The organism is Streptomyces sp. RGM 3693 (assembly GCF_050471125.1).
GTDB lineage: Bacteria > Actinomycetota > Actinomycetes > Streptomycetales > Streptomycetaceae > Streptomyces.
Map to the genome: position 1 here is coordinate 1,009,699 of NZ_JBMPPQ010000001.1, position 18,544 is coordinate 1,028,242.

General features: G+C 68.8%; 16 protein-coding genes. 10 read left to right on the top strand and 6 right to left on the bottom strand.

The annotated features are described in order from the left end of the window. Window positions 1–55 precede the first annotated feature (55 nt). Window positions 56–1,189 (top strand): hypothetical protein, encoded by a 1,134-nt coding sequence (locus ACO0M4_RS04305; protein WP_430368258.1) that lies wholly within the window; start codon window positions 56–58, stop codon window positions 1,187–1,189. A gap of 61 nt (window positions 1,190–1,250) precedes the next feature. Beyond that, complete coding sequence (locus tag ACO0M4_RS04310) at window positions 1,251–2,204, top strand: bifunctional riboflavin kinase/FAD synthetase (RefSeq protein ID WP_430368259.1); 954 nt, start codon at window positions 1,251–1,253, stop codon at window positions 2,202–2,204. Between the two features lie 98 nt (window positions 2,205–2,302). Here ACO0M4_RS04310 and ACO0M4_RS04315 read toward each other — a convergent pair whose 3' ends face one another. The 3 genes from ACO0M4_RS04315 to eccE all read right to left on the bottom strand — a co-directional run bounded on the left by ACO0M4_RS04315 (window position 2,303) and on the right by eccE (window position 7,437). After that, complete coding sequence (locus tag ACO0M4_RS04315) at window positions 2,303–4,876, bottom strand: SCO5717 family growth-regulating ATPase (protein ID WP_430368260.1); 2,574 nt, start codon at window positions 4,874–4,876, stop codon at window positions 2,303–2,305. Window positions 4,877–5,221: 345 nt separating this feature from the next. After that, the gene (locus ACO0M4_RS04320) at window positions 5,222–6,064 is read right to left on the bottom strand and encodes a hypothetical protein (protein ID WP_430368261.1); all 843 of its coding nucleotides are present in this window, start codon (window positions 6,062–6,064) and stop codon (window positions 5,222–5,224) included. Next, entirely contained in the window at window positions 6,064–7,437 is a 1,374-nt protein-coding gene (eccE, locus tag ACO0M4_RS04325; RefSeq protein ID WP_430368262.1) for a type VII secretion protein EccE, read from the bottom strand. The genes ACO0M4_RS04320 and eccE overlap by 1 nt, the downstream gene beginning before the upstream one ends. A 182-nt stretch (window positions 7,438–7,619) precedes the next feature. On the opposite strand from eccE, the gene ACO0M4_RS04330 reads away from it, so the two are divergent. From ACO0M4_RS04330 to mycP (ACO0M4_RS04360), 7 genes are all read left to right on the top strand, one after another. After that, window positions 7,620–9,287 (top strand): type VII secretion protein EccB, encoded by a 1,668-nt coding sequence (locus ACO0M4_RS04330; protein WP_430368263.1) that lies wholly within the window; start codon window positions 7,620–7,622, stop codon window positions 9,285–9,287. 305 nt (window positions 9,288–9,592) lie between these two features. Then, window positions 9,593–9,913, top strand: coding sequence for a WXG100 family type VII secretion target (locus tag ACO0M4_RS04335; protein ID WP_430368264.1), 321 nt, complete (start codon window positions 9,593–9,595; stop codon window positions 9,911–9,913). A gap of 128 nt (window positions 9,914–10,041) precedes the next feature. Beyond that, window positions 10,042–10,332, top strand: a complete 291-nt coding sequence (locus ACO0M4_RS04340) for a WXG100 family type VII secretion target (RefSeq protein ID WP_430368265.1) — start codon at window positions 10,042–10,044, stop codon at window positions 10,330–10,332. Between the two features lie 266 nt (window positions 10,333–10,598). Next, window positions 10,599–11,876 (top strand): type VII secretion-associated serine protease mycosin, encoded by a 1,278-nt coding sequence (gene mycP, locus ACO0M4_RS04345; RefSeq protein ID WP_430368266.1) that lies wholly within the window; start codon window positions 10,599–10,601, stop codon window positions 11,874–11,876. Then, entirely contained in the window at window positions 11,869–12,192 is a 324-nt protein-coding gene (locus ACO0M4_RS04350) for a hypothetical protein (protein ID WP_430368267.1), read from the top strand. Before mycP (ACO0M4_RS04345) ends, ACO0M4_RS04350 begins: the two co-directional genes overlap by 8 nt. Before the next feature lie 67 nt (window positions 12,193–12,259). Next, a complete protein-coding gene (locus ACO0M4_RS04355; protein ID WP_430368268.1) occupies window positions 12,260–13,810 on the top strand; it encodes a hypothetical protein in 1,551 nt (516 codons plus the stop codon). An 85-nt stretch (window positions 13,811–13,895) separates the two neighbouring features. Further along, window positions 13,896–15,203: a type VII secretion-associated serine protease mycosin gene (gene mycP, locus ACO0M4_RS04360; protein WP_430368269.1), complete on the top strand. Its 1,308-nt coding sequence runs from the start codon at window positions 13,896–13,898 to the stop codon at window positions 15,201–15,203. 248 nt (window positions 15,204–15,451) lie between these two features. Here the strand turns inward: mycP (ACO0M4_RS04360) and ACO0M4_RS04365 are convergent, their stop codons facing one another. The 3 genes from ACO0M4_RS04365 to ACO0M4_RS04375 form a co-directional block, all read right to left on the bottom strand. Further along, window positions 15,452–16,252, bottom strand: a complete 801-nt coding sequence (locus ACO0M4_RS04365; RefSeq protein WP_430368270.1) for a hypothetical protein — start codon at window positions 16,250–16,252, stop codon at window positions 15,452–15,454. Window positions 16,253–16,571: 319 nt separating this feature from the next. Continuing rightward, window positions 16,572–16,784: a DUF397 domain-containing protein gene (locus ACO0M4_RS04370; RefSeq protein WP_430368271.1), complete on the bottom strand. Its 213-nt coding sequence runs from the start codon at window positions 16,782–16,784 to the stop codon at window positions 16,572–16,574. After that, complete coding sequence (locus ACO0M4_RS04375; RefSeq protein WP_430368272.1) at window positions 16,781–17,629, bottom strand: helix-turn-helix domain-containing protein; 849 nt, start codon at window positions 17,627–17,629, stop codon at window positions 16,781–16,783. Before ACO0M4_RS04375 ends, ACO0M4_RS04370 begins: the two co-directional genes overlap by 4 nt. 122 nt (window positions 17,630–17,751) lie before the next feature. Between ACO0M4_RS04375 and ACO0M4_RS04380 the strand changes: the two genes are divergently transcribed. Continuing rightward, window positions 17,752–18,306 carry an ATP-binding protein gene (locus ACO0M4_RS04380; RefSeq protein ID WP_430368273.1) on the top strand — a complete coding sequence of 185 codons (555 nt, stop codon included), beginning with the start codon at window positions 17,752–17,754 and terminating at the stop codon, window positions 18,304–18,306. The last annotated feature ends 238 nt before the right edge of the window (window positions 18,307–18,544 follow it).

An 18,544-nucleotide genomic window follows, 5' to 3' on the forward strand; every position in this document is an offset into this window, starting at 1 on the left:
CGCGTTCGCCGTGCACCCTGTCGCGAAGATCACTGTCTGTCTACCGTCGTCGCCGATGAGCACGGACGGTAACGGGCGGGGAGGTTCGCGGATGGTGGTGCTGGACGTCGACAGGGAGGCGTGCGGGGATGCGTTCGGGGCGGTCGACGGGGGCGTGTGCGGGGGCGCGTACCGGAGTGCGTACGGAAGTCCCGGTGGCGGTGCGCGCAGTGTGGTTGGTGCGGTCGGCGGGGCCGATGGGAGCGAGCAACTGCCGGCGGAATGGCGGGAGTTGGTGTGCGCCGCGACGGCTCCCGGAACGGGCTCCGGCGGTGCGGCGGCCGGCCGGCTGAGCGGGGTCCTGCTGGGGGTGCCGGACGCGACGCCGTATCTGGGCGTGCTGCGGCTGCTCGCCGAGCAGATCATCGAGCGGTCGGTCGCGGCCGGCGGCTTCGCGCACGCCGGGTTGGCGGCGTTCGGACCGGTGTTCTGGCGGTGCCTGGCGCTGGCGGCGACGGACCGGCTGGAGCTGCTGCGCCGTCTGCTGCCGGCCGACGGGCCACGGGCGACCGCACCGGGCGGGCGACCGCCACGGGCCTTCGCCCCACCGCCGCGGGTCCGGGTCCACGCCGCCGACCACGGTGCGGGGGGCGGCGCGGACGACGGGTGGGTGGACGCCCGACCGTGGGCCGACGGTCCCGGAGGGCCGTACGAAGGGGGCGCAGAAGCGTTCCGCCCCGGCGCCGCGGATCTCCGCCCAGGGCGGTTCCTCGACCTCGTGGCGGAGCTGCTCAAGGCCGACCCCGAGCGGATCCAGCCGCTGCTGTGCGGCTGGTTCGACGACACCCGCCCACTTCTGACGGCACCCACCGCGCCCCGTGTGATCACCGTCGCGGACGCCGCGCAGGCCCTGCTGCACACCCACCGCACCCGGGCGCTGGACGCCCTCGTCGAGACGCTGGCCGGCGCCGGGCACCCCCGGGCGGCGGAGCTGCTGGACGCACTGGCCGAGGACGAGCCGGCGGCGCTGCGGCGGGCCGTGGCGCGCCGGGGGAGCGGCCCCTGGCGGTGGGGCCGGCCGCCGGTGCCGGACCCGCCGGGTGCCGGGGCGGCGACCGGCCGGTGGCCGGACGACCCCGCAGGGTGGCCGATGCAACAGCGGCCAGGCGACCCTTCGCGCGAAGCCGCGCTCGCGGCATGGCAGTCTTAGACCTGCGTCATGCCGAAATGGCGCAGTGGACGGACAAGAGTTCGGGCGAGGAGCGGGCAGAGTGCAGCGCTGGCGTGGCTTGGAGGACATCCCCGAGGGTTGGGGGCGCAGCGTCGTCACCATCGGCTCGTATGACGGAGTGCACCGCGGCCACCAATTGATCATCGGTCGGGCGGTGGCCCGCGCCCGTGAGCTGGGGATTCCGGCCGTGGTCGTCACCTTCGACCCGCACCCGAGCGAGGTGGTCCGCCCCGGCACCCATCCGCCGCTGCTGGCCCCGCACCACCGCCGGGCCGAGCTGATGGCCGAGCTGGGGGTGGACGCCGTGCTGGTTCTCCCGTTCACCAAGGAGTTCTCCCAGCTGGCGCCCGCCGACTTCGTGGTGAAGGTGCTGGTCGACAAGTTGCACGCGCAGGTCGTCGTGGAGGGCCCGAACTTCCGCTTCGGCCACAAGGCCAAGGGCACCGTCGAGAGCCTCGCCGAGCTGGGTCGGACCTATGACTACACGGTGGAGGTCATCGACCTCTTCGAGCGGGGCACCGCGGGCGGCGGCGAGCCGTTCTCGTCCACGCTCGTCCGCCGGCTGGTCGCCGAGGGCGACGTGGCGGGCGCCCGGGAGGTCCTGGGGCGGCCGCACCGGGTCGAGGGCGTGGTCGTCCGCGGGGCGCAGCGCGGCCGCGAACTGGGCTTCCCCACCGCCAATGTGGAGACCCTGCCGCACACCGCGATCCCGGCCGACGGGGTCTACGCGGGGCTGCTGCACGTCGAGGGCGAGCCGATGCCGGCGGCGATCTCGGTCGGCACCAACCCGCAGTTCGACGGCAAGGTACGGACGGTGGAGGCGTACGCCATCGACCGGGTCGGGCTCGACCTGTACGGGCTGCACGTCGCGGTGGACTTCTTCGCCTACATCCGCGGCCAGGAGAAGTTCGCCACGCTGGACGCGCTGCTGGAGCGGATGGCGGTCGACGTGAAGCAGGCCCGCGGGCTGATCGCCGATTCCGATCTGGCATAACGCATAACGCATAACGCATCCCGCGCCGGCACATGGCGCACGAAGGGGCGGGGCCCGGCAGCTGACTGCCGGGCCCCGCCCCTTTGCTCATGCCCCGCTCACTGCGGCGGCGGCTGCTGGGTCCAGCCACCCTGCTCCGGCAACGGCGCGTCCGGAGCCGGCTGTTGCTGCCAGCCGGCCGGCGGCTGGGCGGCGGGCTGCTGGGACCAGCCACCCTGCTGCGGCGGATAGCCGGCCGGCGGCTGGGCCTGCTGCTGCGGGACCTGCTGCTGGGGCTGCTGCTGGGCGTACTGCTGCTGGGCGTACGGGTCGCCGCCCATCTGCTGCTGACCCATCTGTGCCTGCGCGTACATCCCCTGGGCCTGCTGCTGGCGCGCGAAGTCCTCGGCGACCAGGGCGGAGAGGTGGAAGTACGCCTCGCGGGTCTTCGGCCGCATCATGTCGAGGTCGACCTCGGCACCGGCGGCGAGGTGTTCGTCGAACGGCACCACAACGACACCGCGGCAGCGGGTCTCGAAGTGCGACACGATGTCCTCGATCTTGATCATCTTGCCGGTCTCGCGGACCCCGGAGATGACCGTGATGCCGCGCTGCACCAGGTCGGCGTAGCCGTGCGCGGAGAGCCAGTCCAAGGTGGTGCTGGCGCTGCTCGCACCGTCCACCGACGGGGTGGAGATGATGATCAACTGGTCGGCGAGGTCGAGGACTCCGCGCATCGCGCTGTAGAGCAGACCGGTGCCCGAGTCGGTGAGGATGACCGGGTACTGCTTGCCGAGGATGTCGATCGCCCGCCGGTAGTCCTCGTCGTTGAAGGTCGTCGAGACGGCCGGGTCGACGTCGTTGGCGAGGATCTCCAGGCCCGAGGGGGCCTGCGAGGTGAACCGGCGGATGTCCATGTAGCTGTGCAGGTGCGGGATCGCCTGCACCAGGTCACGGATGGTCGCCCCGGTTTCGCGGCGCACCCGGCGGCCGAGCGTGCCGGCGTCCGGGTTGGCGTCGATCGCCAGGATCTTGTCCTGCCGCTCGGAGGCCAGGGTGGCGCCCAGCGCGGTGGTCGTCGTGGTCTTGCCGACGCCGCCCTTGAGGCTGATCACCGCGATCCGGTAGCAGGACAGCACCGGCGTACGGATCAGCTCCAGCTTGCGCTGGCGCTCCTCCAGCTCCTTCTTCGCGCCCAACTTGAACTTGGACGGCTGGGCGTTGGCGCCCGGCTTGCGCTTCTTGGGCTGGTTGCGCAGCAGTCGGTCGGAGGTCAGCTCGACCGCGGCGCTGTAGCCGAGCGGTGCGCCGGGGGTGGCGCGCTGCGGCTGCTGCTGGCCCGGCTGGGAGTACTGGGCGTAGTTGGCCGCCGCGTTGGGGTCGCCGAATTGCTGGCCGGGGAGCGGCTGCTGGCCCGGCTGGGGCTGCTGGGGCTGCTGTGGGGCCTGCTGCTGGGCCTGCTGGGCCTGCTGGGCCTGTTGCGGTGCTTGCTGCTGGGCCTGCTGCGGGTAACCGGGCTGGGCCTGCTGCTGTGGGTAGCCCTGCTGCGGATAGCCGTAAGCGGGCTGCTGCGGCTGGGCGTTGGGCTGTTGCTGGGCCGGCTGCTGCGGCTGCTGACCCTGCTGCTGCACCTGCTGGGGGTAGCCGTAGGCCGGCTGCGGGTAGCCGTAGCCGCCCTGCTGCTGTGCCGGGGCGCCCTGCTGCTGTTGCGGGTAGCCGCCCTGCTGCGGATGCTGGGGCTGCTGTTGCGGGTAGCCCTGCTGAGGTGCCTGCGGCTGGGGCTGCGCTTGGGGCTGCGGCTGAGGCTGTTGCGGAGCGGCCGGCGGCTGCTGGCCGGCCTGCGCCTGTGCTATGCGCGGGTCGGCGGGCTGGAACTCCGGCGGCAGCGGCGGGAGTCCGCCCTGTGCCGGGGCGCCCTGCGCGGGCATCCCCTGCTGCTGACCGTCCGCACCGGGCCACGGGGCGCCCGGCTGCGGAGTGCCCTGCGGCATCCCCTGCTGCGGCGGCATGCCCTGTGGGGCGACGCCCTGCTGCGGCACCCCCTGGACGGGCGCACCCTGCGGCGGCTGCTGGGCCGGCGGCTGGCCCTGGACGGGCTGCGCAACGGGCTGTGCGGCCGCTGTGGCGGCTGCCGCGGCCGCGGCGGAGGTCTCGGGCCCGGGAGCCGGCGCGGGCTGTCCCTCGGGCGCTACGGCGCCGTCCGCGGCGGCGGGTGCGGCCTGCGGCTCGGGCGCCGCGTCCGCCGCTGCCGGCTCCGCGTCGTCCTCGTCGTCCCAGAGGGAGGCCGAGGGGTCCGGGCCGTTGCCGGCGCGGACGTTGGCGCCGTCGTTGCCGGCGACCGGAGCCGATGGGCCGTCAGGTGCGGTGACCGGGGCGTCGCCGCCCGCGTCGTGCGGTCGCAGCGTCGGGAACCCGGGAGCCGCGGCCGAACCGGGTGCATCCTGCTGCGGAACGCCGGGGACGGGCCCGCCCTGGGCCGGCCCGGCCAGCGGCTGGCCGGTCGGCGGCGGCGGATCCGTGGTCTGGGCACCGGCGGGCGGGGTCGCGGAGGAGGCCGCGCCGCCACTGGTGTCGTTGCTGCCGTACCAGGCCGGAGCCGCGAAATCGATCTTGAACTCGCCGGTTAGGTCGAACTCAGACTGATCGTCCTCAGGATCGTTCCCGTCCGGGCGGAAAGCCTCCTGGTCTTTCACTGTGCCTCCTGGTCTACTGCAACGCACCTGAACGGCAGGACCGGATACAGGCGGATCGATCGGATGTAACGGAAGTCGGAGCACGCCACCCCGGGTTGCGCCACCACTGCTAAGTCTCCATCCCCGTAATCGGCTGCCGTCGTGCACTGCCGACGTGAGGTGCTCCTGCGGCTCTCCCTACAGCCTAATCAACAGTCGGCCCATAACGGCAGTCGATGCCATGTCGTCTTCAAGCCCGGTCGGCACGCCTACGGGCGCACCCCGTGGATGCGCCCGTAGCTCGTGCCCGGTGGCCGGTCGTGCAGGCGCGCCCGGCGCCCGCGGGCAACCGGCCGGTGGGAGTGGTCAGTCCATGCGGCGCGGCCCGCCCAGCAGGTTGGTCTCCGGCTCGGTGGGCTGGGTCATGACGAACTGGTGGGCGCCGTCCCGCCGGCACCACAGCATGGCGTTGTCGCTCAGCGTCGGCAGCACCGCACCGACGTTCTCCGGCAGGCGCATGATCCGCGTCACAACCTCCGCCTCTTCGGGCGACAGGCGCTGGAGGCCGACCAGGTCCGACCGGCTGAGCATCTGCGGCGAGCGCGGCCCGAGGAACGGCAGCACCGTCAACACGGTCTGCCAGGGGCTCGGTGCGAGCTGGTTGCGCGGCGGGCGCGCACCCATGTCGCGGACGACCAACACGGGGCTGGAAACCGACGGTCCCTGCGGCGCGATCTGGCGCACGTCGAAGACCGAGACGCACTGCTGACCGCCGCCGGCGGCCTGTGCCATCTGACCCCAGGCCGGCGGCCGGGCGGTCTCCACCGCGACCCGGGCGCCGGTGGCGACCGTCCGCAGCGCCAGCACCTGCGCCATCCACATGCTGCCGACCAGCGTGATCTCCATCGGCGCGGGGCGCAGCATGCTCAGCACGGCCGGCTGGTTCTGCGGGTCGATGCCGATGATGACGCCGTCGTCGCCGACCGGCAGGGTCAGCGCGGCGAGCGCTTCGGCCGTCAGGACGTGCGGGTTGCGCCGCGGGCCGCGCAGCCCGAAACCGGGCCGTGGCTTCGGCCCCTTCGGCCCGGACTGCTCCTCGTCCGGACGCGGCAGGTGCGAGACCCGGCCGCCGGAGATGCCCTGGTTCGTCGGGGTGCGCCAGCCGTCGCTGCTGACATTGACACGGGGCTGATACGTGGGAGTGCCCATCAGCGGGTACCTCCGAGGGGAAGCGTGGCCAGCAGGCCGGGCAGCTGCTCGCGGTCGAGCCGGACCAGTCCGACCTTGACGGAGCCGGAACGGCGCTCCAACTCATTCTGCGCGGCGTCGAGTTCGTTGTCGCTACGGGTCGACAACCGGATGTAGCCGGAGATGGCCGGCAGTCGGCCGCCGCCGTGCGTCGCGGTCAGCGCGAAGGTGCTGGCCATCGCGCGGGTGCTGGTCAACAGCTGGGTGATGGCGGCCAACGGGGCACCGCCCCGGCCCAGTTGGGGCCAGCGGCCGATCCAGTACGTGGTGTGCCAGCGGTCGTCGCAGCGCATCGCCCGGGTGGTCTCCTGGGTGCGGCGGGCGGCCCGACCGTCCCGGCTCATCGCGCCGTTGGCGGCCCGCGGGCTGACGCACACCGCGGTGCCGACCGCGGCCACCACCTCGCGCTCGTCGAGGACCTTGGCGCGCACGCCGCGTGCGGTGAGGCGGCTGACGAGCTGGTCGGCGGCGCGCAGCAGGGAGCGCTGGGCGCCGTCCATGCCGCCGCCGCGGGCCGCGATCGCCTCCGCGCACAGCTCCGGGTCCAGCTTCAGCGCGATCCAGGTCAGCTGCACCGCGGGGGTCTGCGACTGGGCCTGGAGCGGCGCGTAGGAGCGGGCCGCGACGGCCTGCTCGGGCAGGTGCGGCGCCGGGGCGGGCTGGGTGTACTGGACGAACTGCACGGACTCCAGGTGGATGTCCTCGACGTCCAGCGCGGTGTGCAGCAGCTCCAGCGGGACCATGTGGCTGCCGCGCTGCGGTCGCAGCGGTTCGTCGCGCGCGTCCACCTGGACGATCGCGGTCAGGAAGGTGCCGTCGCCGACGAAGCCGACGGTGCGCTGCTCGGCGTCGGTGTACTCGTAGGTGCGCAGCGCCGGGTCGCACTCCACCACCGGGGCGAAGGCGGGGTCGACGCCCTGGGTGGCGGCGAGGTTGTCACTGGTGTTCTTGCCGCGGCGGTTCATCGCGCGCACGGTGATGATCCACTCGGGCAGCGGGATCTTCCGGCGCCGGCCGAGCGCGAAGATGACCAGGATGACCGCCACCACCACGGCCACGGTCAGCGCCACCGGGTGATGCATCGACAGGCCCACCAGGACCAGCGCCGCGGCGAGTTCGATGATGGCCAGCTGTTGTACCCGGACGCCGCCGATGGTCCCGGCCTGTTGGCGCAGCCGGGGCGAGACCGGCCCGGCCGCGGCCCGACCGTCAGTTCCTCTGTCGCTCGGAGCTGTACCGTTTTGGCCCTCATTTCCCGCGTATTGCGGTGCAGCGGAAGGCTGTTGCTGCTGTTGCCGCCCATTGCGGCGTCGAGCCCTGGTGGCGCTGGACATCCCCCGGCCTGCTCCTCTACTGGTGGTGGCTCTAGGCGTATCGGCCGCCGTTGAGACTGGTGCGTTGGAAGGTGGCACCCGTACCGTACGGCTCGATCGATACACGGCATAGTAGAGGGCGCTACGGCGTGAGTGCCGGGGGCGGTCGATGTGGATCCGACAGGCGGGGAGAGAAAGCAACAATGGCATCACGTCGGGACGAGCTGAATGCGTATTCGTTTGCTCGAAAGCGTACGAATGCGGCATTTCTGAAGCCGCTGCCGAACGGCTCCATCGAAAGCGCGCCCAAGCCGCTGAAGGCGGTGGTGCCCAGCGTGGTGATGGGGGTCCTGGCGACCGTGGTGTTCGGCGCCCTGGGTGTTTTCAGCCCGGTCGCGCCGCAGGGATGGGACACCGTGGGAGGAAATGTCCTCGTCGGGGACGAATCCACCACGCGCTATGTCGTTTTGGAAAACAAGGACGCGAACGGTACGAAGCAGAAACTGCTCTACCCCGTCCTGAATCTGGCCTCGGCCAAACTCCTTCTCGACCCCAAGAAGTACAAGGTCGTGAAGGTCAAGGAATCCGAGCTGGACGGAAAGCTGCCCCACGGCCCGGCCATCGGCATTCCGTACGCCCCGGACCGCCTGCCCACCGCGTCCCAGGTCGACAAGGCGAAGACCTGGGCGGTGTGCGACCGGCCCGGCAGCGGTGAGAACAGCAAGAGCCAGCAGGCCGTCTTCGTCCTCGACGGCAAGGACAAGCAGGCCCTCGACGACACCAAGAAGGGCAAGCTCGACTTCCACCAGGCCCTGTACGTCGAGGACCCCGACGGGGTGCAGTGGCTGGTCGACAACAACGGCTTCGCGTTCCAGATGATCGCCGATGCGAGCCAGGCGATGAGGGAGGCGCAGGGCGGCGTCAAGCACACCGACGTCGAGGAAGACCGGACCCTGCGGCGGATCATCTTCGGCTCCCAGGCGGAACCGCAGAAGGTGTCCGCCGAGTTCATGAACACGCTGGTCAAGAGCCCGTACGCGATCAGCATGCCGGTCGTGGCCGGTGCGGGGAGCCCGCACTCCGACCCCGACCTCCCGGCCGCGGCGCAGAAGGTCGGCTCGATCCTCCAGGACAGCAACGGCCAGAAGTACGTGGTCCTCTTCGACGGCGTCGCGCAGGTCAGCAACTTCGTCGCCAACCTCCTGGAGCAGGGCCCCAACGCCGCGAAGCTGAACGGCAACAACGGCAAGGCGTTGCAGCCGGTGAGCGTTTCCACCGGCAGCATCCGCCATCTCAAGCTGGACGCCACCAACCGCCCGTACACCTTCTACGGCAAGGTCGCCGGTACGGACCTGGACAACCCGTGGCCCAAGGACACCGTCAGCGCGGCCAACGACTTCGCGCACGGCTCCCAGACCAGCGGCCTGGGCTCGCCCACCCAGGACGGCGTCTCTTGCAGCGTCTACAAGGGCACCACCACCAAGTACCCGGGCGTCGACAAGCTCGGCTTCCCCAACGGGGTCCCGAACATGGGCACCTGGGTCGGCAAGGACTATCCGGCCAAGATCGCCCCGGGGGCCACCACCTACGTCACCCCCGGCAGCGGCCTGCTGTACCAACAGATCTCCAACCCCAAGGCGACCTCTGGCAGCCTCTTCCTGGTCACCGACACCGGCCTGCGCTACTCGATCCCGCGGAACAACGACTCCGCCACCAAGGCCGGCAGCGACAAGCAGGAGCAGGACCAGGCGCAGGTCCACCTCGGCTACGGTGAGGCGCACCCGCCGCTCATGCTGGAGGCGTGGTCCAAACTGCTCTCCGCCGGGCCGCAGCTGGACGTCACGAGCGCGCGCAAGCCGCAGGCGTCCTGACCCCGAGGCGGGACTTCCCGCACGGTGCGATGCCGCGCCGCCGCCCCCTGAGGGGTGGCGCGGCATCGCACCGTGCCGGCCGCGCACCGCGCCCGATAGCGTCGTATCTGTCGGGTTCCGGTGAACCGCGGTTTCCCGCCGCCCAGTTGACAATGTTGTGATCCCGTCACAAGACCCCTCCCCCCTGTTGGGAACACCCGTGTGGAGTGGGTAATGTGGCAGGAGGCGTCAGCAGAGATGCCATCCGCGCAAGCCCTCGCCGGCATCGCGCGGCCGCCGTACGAGTCTCATGGGGGACCTTGACCATGGCTGGTCAGTTCACAACCACTCACGAGGAGATGGTCGCGTTCAGCGGCAAAATCGACTCGGTCAACCAGGCGATCCGTGGTGAGATCCAGCGTCTCCAGACGGTCGTCGACTCCATCACCTCCGGGTGGAAGGGCCAGGCGGCCTCCTCGTACCACCAGCTGCAGTCGCAGGTGAACGATGACGCCAACCGGATCAACCAGCTGCTGAGCGAGATCAAGGAAGCGATCGACCAGACCACGGGCAACTACACCGCCTCCGAAGAGGAGCAGGCCCAGTCGATCTCGCACGTCACCGCCCAGGCTTCGCCCTTCGGATGATGGGGCCGCGCCGCTGACCCGGCGCGATCGCCCACCCGCCGCGGTCCGGTCGACCGGCCAGTTCCGGTCCCGACCCTCCACCGCGGCATGTGAATTCAGCAGACATCATCACCCCCTGAGGAGACATCATGGGCGGCCAGATCCTCGTCAATTTCTCGACGATCAGCCAGGCGAGTCAGGACGTACGTTCGACCGCCACCAACATCCGCTCGCAGCTCGACGACCTCGAGTCGGGTGTCAAGAAGATCGCCGCGAGCTGGGAAGGTGCCGCGCAGGAGGGCTACCAGGCCCGCCAGCGCGAGTGGGACCAGCGCGCCCAGCACCTCCAGCAGACGCTTGAGGCCATCGCCAAGGCGCTGGACACCGCGGCGCAGAACTACCAGAGCACCGAGTCCAAGAACGCCAGCATCTGGCAGTAGCCGACCTCGCATCACGCGGGTACGGAAGGCATACGGCTGAGCAGCCCCCGACGGCTCGCACAGTGGTGATTGAGGGCGAGCGCGCTGCACATGTGCGCTCGCCCTTCTGCCGTCCGGTTGCGGTCGCCGGCGAAATCCGCACCGCTGCCTCACCACTTCCTCATTCCTTCCTCACCCGCCTTCACCAAAACCGCCCCCGCCGTACTCCGTACCTTGCTGTACTCGCTGTACCGCTCCGTACCTTCCTCATGGAGAGCAGACAACCCGTGGGATCTCGCGCTATTGGTCAACGAGCCGTGCACCGCCGCCGCGCGACGGGCGCTCTGGTCACGGCGGCCTGCATCGTCGGCCTGTCGACCGTCACCGCCGCGCCTGCGATCGCGGACGAGAACGTGCCCTTGCAGAGCGGTGAATGCAAGTTCGGCGCCGACGACATCAAAGAGACCCCCTGGTCCCTCCAGCGCCTGCTCACCAACCAGATGTGGGCGAGCGGTAAGGGCGAGGGCATCAAGGTCGCCGTCATCGACACCGGCATCGACGCGGGCAACAAGCAGCTCCAGGACGCCATCGAGGGCCCCGGCAAGTCCTACGTCGGAGGCAAGCCCACCCAGGACAAGGTCGGCCACGGCACCAAGGTCGCCGGCATCATCGCGGCCCGGCCCAACTCGACGTCCGGCTTCTACGGCCTCGCCCCCCAAGCCAAGGCCCTCCCGTTCCAGCAGACCGGCGACGAGAAGGCCGGTACCGCCGACAGCCTCGCCACGGCCATCAACGACGCGGTCGCTGCCAACGTCGACATCATCAACATCTCGCAGGGCACCAACGCCAGCAGGGGCCAGTTGGATCCGCTGGAGAAGGCCGTGAAGAACGCCCAGCAGAAGGGCGTCCTGATCGTCGCCGCGGCCGGCAACAGCGGCGGCAGCGGCGAGGAGAAGAACATCTACCCGGCCGCGTACAGCGACGACTACGACAACGTGCTGGCCGTCGCCGCCTCGGACCGCAACAACGAGCGCGCCTCGTTCTCCCAGCCCGGCGCCTTCGTGAACATCGCCGCCCCTGGCGTCGACATGGTCTCCACCGTCCCGCTCGGCGGCAACTGTGTCGACCAGGGCACCAGCTTCGCCGCCCCGTACGCCGCCGGAGCCGCCGCCCTCCTGGTCGCCAAGCACAAGGGCGACAAGGTCAAGTGGGGACCGCGCGAGATCATCTGGCACCTTGAGCAGACCGCCGAGCGCGTCCGTCGAGGCCGTGACGACAACGTCGGTTGGGGTGTCATCGACCCGATCGCCGCGCTCAACGACAACACCCGACCGACCGCCGCACCCACGCCGGACAAACCCTCCAGCGCGGCCGACGGCTCCAACATCCTGCCGGCCGTCGCCACCCTCGGCGAAACCACCGAGGAGCGACGCGGCCGCATCGCCATCTACATTGTCGGCGGCGGCCTTCTGGCCGTCGGCGTGGTCGTGGGCTCCTCGATCGCTCTGCGCGACTGGCGCCGCAAGACCGGATTGACATCACACGGGGAGGCCAAGAATGGCTGATCAATATCGGGTGGATCTGAGCGCCCTCGAAGAGACCATGAGGAAGCTCAACGGCATCCTGAAGGACCTTGGGGGCGCTCAGTCCGACGCGCGGTACAAGACGACGTTGTCGCCGAATGCTCTGGGGACCGGCTCTGCGGGCGTCAACTTCGTCGAGGCGCAAAAGCTGCACAACGCCCACACGGACATGAAGAACGCCATCGAGTCGATCGTTGGACATCTCCATGACGTCACGAACGAGTTCGGCACCAAGACGAAGAAGGTGCACGGCAACTACCAGAACCAGGAAGCCGACACCGCCGCGAACATGTCCTAGATGACGCGGAACCTGGTATGGGAGAGCTTGAGGTCAGCATGGAGAGCAGTAAAGGGGGAAGCAGATCATGAGCAGTGGTGACTCGGGTTACACCGACTACGAGTACATTCCGGCGACGATGTGCGTCAACGCCAAGCACGAGACGAACTTCGCCGAGCTGGACATGGACACCATGAAGGAGATGGTGAAGGCGTCCAGTCCGGCCGAGGTTCACAATGTGGCGCGGGGCTGGTCAGATGTACACAACCAGCTGATCGGTGGCAGCGGCGGAGGCATCAAGGGCGCCTTTGACGCGGCGGTGAACGAGGTGCTTCAGAGCTGGCACGGCGCCGCCGCGGAGAAGTTCAAGGCCCAAGCGCAAGTCATCAGCAAGAAGATCGCTGACAGTGCGTCGTACGCCGACTACACCTCCAAGGCGATGACGAACGCCGCGACCGTTCTCGAACAGCTCAAGCCCGACATCGAGTCGATGGAGAAGCCGAGTACCGCCAACAGCATCGTCAACGCCATCGAGGATGGCGGCGACCGCGACGAGTCCGGCCTGAAGCGTGACCTGGCCAACCCCAACATGACCACGCAGCAAGCTTTGGACAACAACTCCGGAAGTCTTTCCGCGGGTAAAGAGCAGCAGCTGCGCATGGCCGTGAAGATGGAGCAGCTGGGGGCGGCCTATGTGTCGCAGGCCAAGGCTATGGGGACGTGGAAGGCCAGCCTCCCCAATCACGAACACCAGGACTACCCCGGGTCGCCCGATGGCGGCCCGCCGCCCCCCATCCCCATGCCGATCTCGTCTGGATCAACGGCACCCCGCCAGGTAGGTCGCCCGTCGATCTCAGGTATGGGCCAGGGGCCTGGTGGCTCCTCTGGAGGGCTCAGGGCACCTCAAATCCAGACCCCTCGCACGCCTGGCATCAGTGGCGGCGTCGGGACTCCTGCGCCCGGCACTGGTTCGCTCGGGCCCAAGGTGAACACGGGGCTTGAGAGCTTCAACCCTCCGAGCGGTGGTGGCACCGGTGGCGCCGGTGGTACCGGCATCGGCGGTGGCGCTGGCGGACTCGGTGGTGGCGCGCACGGCGGAGGCGGTATCGGCGGTGGCGCCGGTACCGGATCTCTGGGCGGTGGCGGCGGTATCGGCGGCGGTGCTGGTGGCTTGATCGGTGGCAACGGCGGCAGTAAGGGCGCCGGTGCAGGGATCAAGGGCTCCGGTACCGGTGCTGGCACAGGCGGTGCTGGTGCGGCTGGTCGCGGCGCCGGGCGACCCGGCATGCCCGGAATGGGCGGTGCCGCGGGAGCCAAGGGCGGCGGCGCAAAGGGCGCTGGCGGCGGACGCGGTGCTCCGCTCGCCCGTCAGAAGGGCGGCATCATCGGCGGCGGCAGTGGTAAGGCCGGTGCCGCTGGGCAGGGTGGCTCGGGCCTGCACCGTAGCCGCGGTGGAGCGCAGGCCGGTGCTGCTGGTGCCGGAGGCCGTCGTCCTGCTGGTATGGCGGGAGCGCCCGGCGCCCACGGTGCCAAGGGCAAGGACAACAAGGGCCAGAATGGCGAGCGCCCTGACTACCTGGTGGAGGACGAGGAGACCTGGACGCCGGAGCGGAACATTGCTCCGAAGGTCATTGAGTAGGAAGCTGTCGTTGGCAATTCGGCAGTAACAAGACGGGGCCCGATGCGTAGCTGAGGGCCCCATCCTGTTGAGAGAGGTGTACAGCATGAGCTTCACGCGGACGCTGCGTGCGGTGGGCGGCGCGGTTGTGGCGGGAGCGTTGCTCTTCGGCACCGCGCCGGTTGCATCGGCAGACCAGGTCAGAGACGGGCAGTGGTTTCTGGGGTCCTTCAAGGCCGACGAGATCTGGAAGATTTCTACAGGGAAGGGAGTGACCGTCGCTGTCATTGATGACGGGGTTCAGTCCCAGCACCCGGACTTGAAGGGCAACGTACTGCCAGGCAAGGATTTCATCGATGGAGGCAACTCTGCGGAACCGCGGGGTGGCGACACGCATGGTACGTCGATGGCCTCAGATATTGCCGCCCATGGGCACGGGCCAGGAGGCGAATCGGGGGCCAAGGGGCTGGCGCCGGACGCCAAGATCTTGCCATTGCGGGACAAGGGGCTAAACGCAGATGGCTTTGCCGCATCCATTCGTTATGCGGTCGACAAGGGTGCCTCGGTCATCAACATCTCGCAGGCCACCAATGCTGGATCGCCAGCGGAAGAAGAGGCCGTCGCCTACGCCTTCAAGCACAACGTGCTGATTGTGGTGGCTTCCGGAAACCATGGTAAGGGCGCCGAAGATATCGGATATCCCGGCATCTACCCAGGCGTTTTGACGGTTGGCGGAGTTGAGGAATCGGGTAATATCTGGGCGAATTCAAACTATGGTCCCCAGGTATTGCTGACGGCACCTGCCGTCGGCATTGTCTCTGCTGGAGATAGCGGTACCTCGCAGTACCAGAAGGGCACTGGTACGTCGGATTCAGCCGCCTTCGTGTCGGGCGCTGCAGCCCTTCTCCGGGAGAAGTTCCCCAACCTGACCGCTGGCCAGATCGTCAACCGCCTGGCAAAGACCGCTGGCCTGCCCCCTTCCGCCAAGGGGATCTCTCTCCCCGATCAGAAGTACGGCTATGGCTACATCAGGCCACTCAGGGCGCTCTCTAGTGACATCCCCGCAGGTCTGAAGAACGGGCCGCTGAAGATGCCCAAGGACCAGGCGTCTTCCGCAGGTACAGGAGGCCAGGCAGCCTCCACGGGAAGCAACGGAAGCGACACCGCGACGCAGCCCGTGAACAAGCAGGGTTGGAGCCCGCTCTTCATCGCGATGCTGGTCGGGGCCGGAGTTGTCGTCGTCGTTGTCATCGTCGTCATTGTGATGCTGGTGCGGCGGAAGGGCCGGCGTAACGGTCCGCCGCCTGGCGGTCCCGGTGCCTTCGGTGGTCCGGGTGGCTATGCGCCCTACCCGCAGACCCCGCCCCAGCAGCCCGGCGCGCCTGGTTCGTACCCGCCACCGCCCGGCAGGTAAGGCTCTGCCGTAGGGCGAGCGAGCCACAAAGTAGCGGAAATTGATTGGGGTCCGCGGCCTTCGGGCTGCGGACCCCAATGCGTTTGAGCCGTAGGCCGCCACCAGGAACCTTGAGGTGGTGACGAGCCCGTGCTCGTGCACGTCAGGCCGGACTGTTCGTTTCAGGCGAACACAGGCACAACCTCGCTGCTGTCACAGTGTGTTGTCCTGTGCCGCGTCGACGGCCAACGGCATGCGGCACGTTGGATTCAGTGGCTGGGAGCCTCGACGATCTCGCCCGTCGGGGCGCTGGCGCCGACAGGCTTTCCGAAGTCGGAGTAGCTGATGGTCGGCAGGTCGTCCCGCCCCGTGACTTCGCGCTTGATGAGGTTTGGCGTGCCGGTGTTCGCGACGTAGTAGGTAACGCCCTTGTCTCCGACTTTCATGCTCGCCGGGACGACCGACACCCCGTTCACGGTGGTGCTCTTGCCCAGGGTGAGGTCACCGGGCCCCTTGCTGGGCTTGGTGAACTGCTCTTGGTGGCAGTAGGTGCCCAGGGCTTTCATGAGCAGGTTGCTGGGCGTGCCGTGCAGCCACTTGTCGGACGGGATCGCGCCGCCGTGCGCTTTCGCCCCCGCGGAAAACTGAGCGTCCGCCTTGACCCAGATGTCGTTGTCCTTGCGGATGATCTCGAACGAGCCCTGCTGCAACTTGTTGACCGTGCCGACGCACTCGGTGGCGGAGAGCTTGAGGTCGGTCTTCTGCTTGGAGCTGGTCGCCTGCTCCCGGAAGGACTTGGCGTCGGCGTTCGCCTGCGTTGCCTTGAGGTAGATCTCTTTGCCGGACTGCTTCTCGATGCCGTTCGGCTTGGCCTGGCTGCCGGTTGAGGCACCGGGTGCGGAACTGCTCGCCGGGCCAGACGCGTTGCCGGCCGCCTTGCCAGCGTTGTCGGGGCCGCAGGCCGCCAAGGAAGTGATCGCGGCCACGCAGGTCACAGCGAGCGTGACGCGGCGAACGCCGCGTGCATGAGTCTTCAACATGATCCCCGTTGTCTCGTGCTGGGTGTTCAAAGGAGAGATCATGCTACGCCCCCCGAAAGGGTGTACGTATAACGGCGTCGACGTCGGCGAGTTGCGGAGGCTGACTGCCCAACCCGCGGCATGACAACGGCCGTTGGTTGGAGAGTCGCGGTTTGGGTTGCCTGGTCGATTTCGTTGGGGTCGGAGAAGGGTCTGCCGGCGAGTGCCGCCTTGCGCCTGACCAGTAGGGCTCTGATGCAGCGCAAGAGTGGAAATGTATGGGGGGCCGCAGCCTTCGGGTTGCGGACCCCCATGTTGTTTGCGGTACTTCGTCCCTCGTGCTTCGGGGGACTGAAGCGCCGCTGTGACGTCAGGATGCGTGCGCTCTGGCGAAGCCGACGAATGCGGACCAGGCGCTGGGGGATGTTGTCAGCGCGAGCCGGGTGGCGTCCTTCGAGTCGCGAATGTGCACAGAGGCTAGGTCAGTTGCGACCTCGACGCATTCGCCGCCCGCACCGCTGCTGTAGCTGCTCTTGAACCAGGCCAACTCGGGCACGGCCTGCGCAGTCTCTTTGATGGTCATGCTTCTCCCAGCAACTTCTCGACAAAGGCTAGCGATTCGCGCGGCGTGAGCGCTTGTGCCCTGAGGATCCCGTACTGTTCCTCGATCTCCCGGACCACTTTCCGCTCTGCGTGCAGGCGGCTGTCCCTGTACGCCTCCACGTAGGCGATCCTCCGCCCTTCGTGCGTTTCGAGCAAGGTAAAGGCTCCGCCCAGCCCCGCGTGCTCCTCCCGCTCGGTCGGCAACACTTGGATCTCGACGTTGCGGCGCTGGCCGTGCAGCAGGATCTGTTCCAACTGGCCCCGCATGACTGCCTTGCCACCCAAAGGGCGCCGCAGCGATGCCTCCTCGATAACGAAGCTGATCGTGGGCAGCGGGCTCCGGGCAAAGATCTTCTGACGGTCGAGCCGTGCCGCAGTTCGCTGTCGGATGGTCTCTTCGTCCAGCAGGGGACGCCACATGGTGAAGACCGCGTTCGCGTATTCCTCTGTCTGTAACAGTCCGGGTACCGCCTGGGTCGCGTAAACATGGAGCCCGACCGCCTTGGTCTCCAACCGGGCCGCGTCCCGGAAGAATGCCGGATAGCGGGCCCTTGCCACCTCCTCCTTCATCTCGATGAGGACGCCGTGTGCCCCCAGGACTCCGTCCGCCTGGTCGATGAAGTCGGGTGGTGGGATGCGCCGTCCCTGTTCGTAGGAGGCGATGGTGGAGGGGGAGTAGCCCGTCCGTGCGCCCAACTCGGTGCGTTCCATGCCCGCCCATTCCCGTAGGCGCTTGAGCTGACGTCCGAACACCTTCAGGATGCTCGACTCGGGCTCGTACTCCGACTGCTCGTCGTCTTCCGGCCTCTGGTCGCCGTCGTCCATGTTCGCTGCCCTCCCGGTTTCCGGCTTCGCCGCGTACCCGCGCGCTCCGGGTGCGTACAACGCACCGTGGTCAGCGCATCACTCCTCGTCAAAGATATGTCGGCGGCGCGAGGGTTGGGCCCATGAACAGCACAGTCCGCTCTTCCGTGGCATCTTCCCGAAACAGCGAAACCCACGCCGGAATCGGTGAGTTCGCGATGCGTTTCACCTCCACGCGGCGCGGTGCCCGGCTGGCCCGCCGGCTGGCGTCGATCCGTCTCGACGAGTGGGGGTATCCGTACGACACCGAGGTCAACGAGTCCGTTACGGCGGTCGTCGGAGAACTCACCGCCAATGCGGCACGGCACGGGCACGTTCCCGGGCGGGACTTCGCGCTCCGGCTGGGGCTCTTCGCGGCGGTGGGGGAAGCGGGCGCCCGGCGCATCCGTGTGGAGGTGTCCGATACGCGAGGCGAGAGGCTGCCTATGGCACCTACGGCGGTGATCAAGCCCGAAGGGGATGATGCGGCCGCGGATCCTGGTGGTGTGCTCGCGGAGAACGGGCGCGGGCTGCTGATCGTTGCGTACCTTGCGGACAGTTGGGGGGTCGTTCCGCGTTCTGGCGGTCCGGGTAAAACCGTCTGGGCAGAGTACGCCGTGGAACAGCCACAGCCGTTGAGCGGACCGGCAGTGGAATAACTGAAGGCAGGTTGGCCAGATGGGAGTTAGCCGAAACAGCCACAAGGCGCTGGCCTGTCCGAGGAGCCGTGGAACGGGCGAGCCGCCCCTCACACCGTTCCGGGTGTGTGGGGCGTACGTTGATTCATCGCGGCCCCTGCATCCTGGTCGTCCTCGGTCGCGACGTCCGATGACGGAATGGAGGCAGTGCGGACACTCCGCCGCTATGGGGTAAGCGGTGTCATCGGGTGGGGCGACC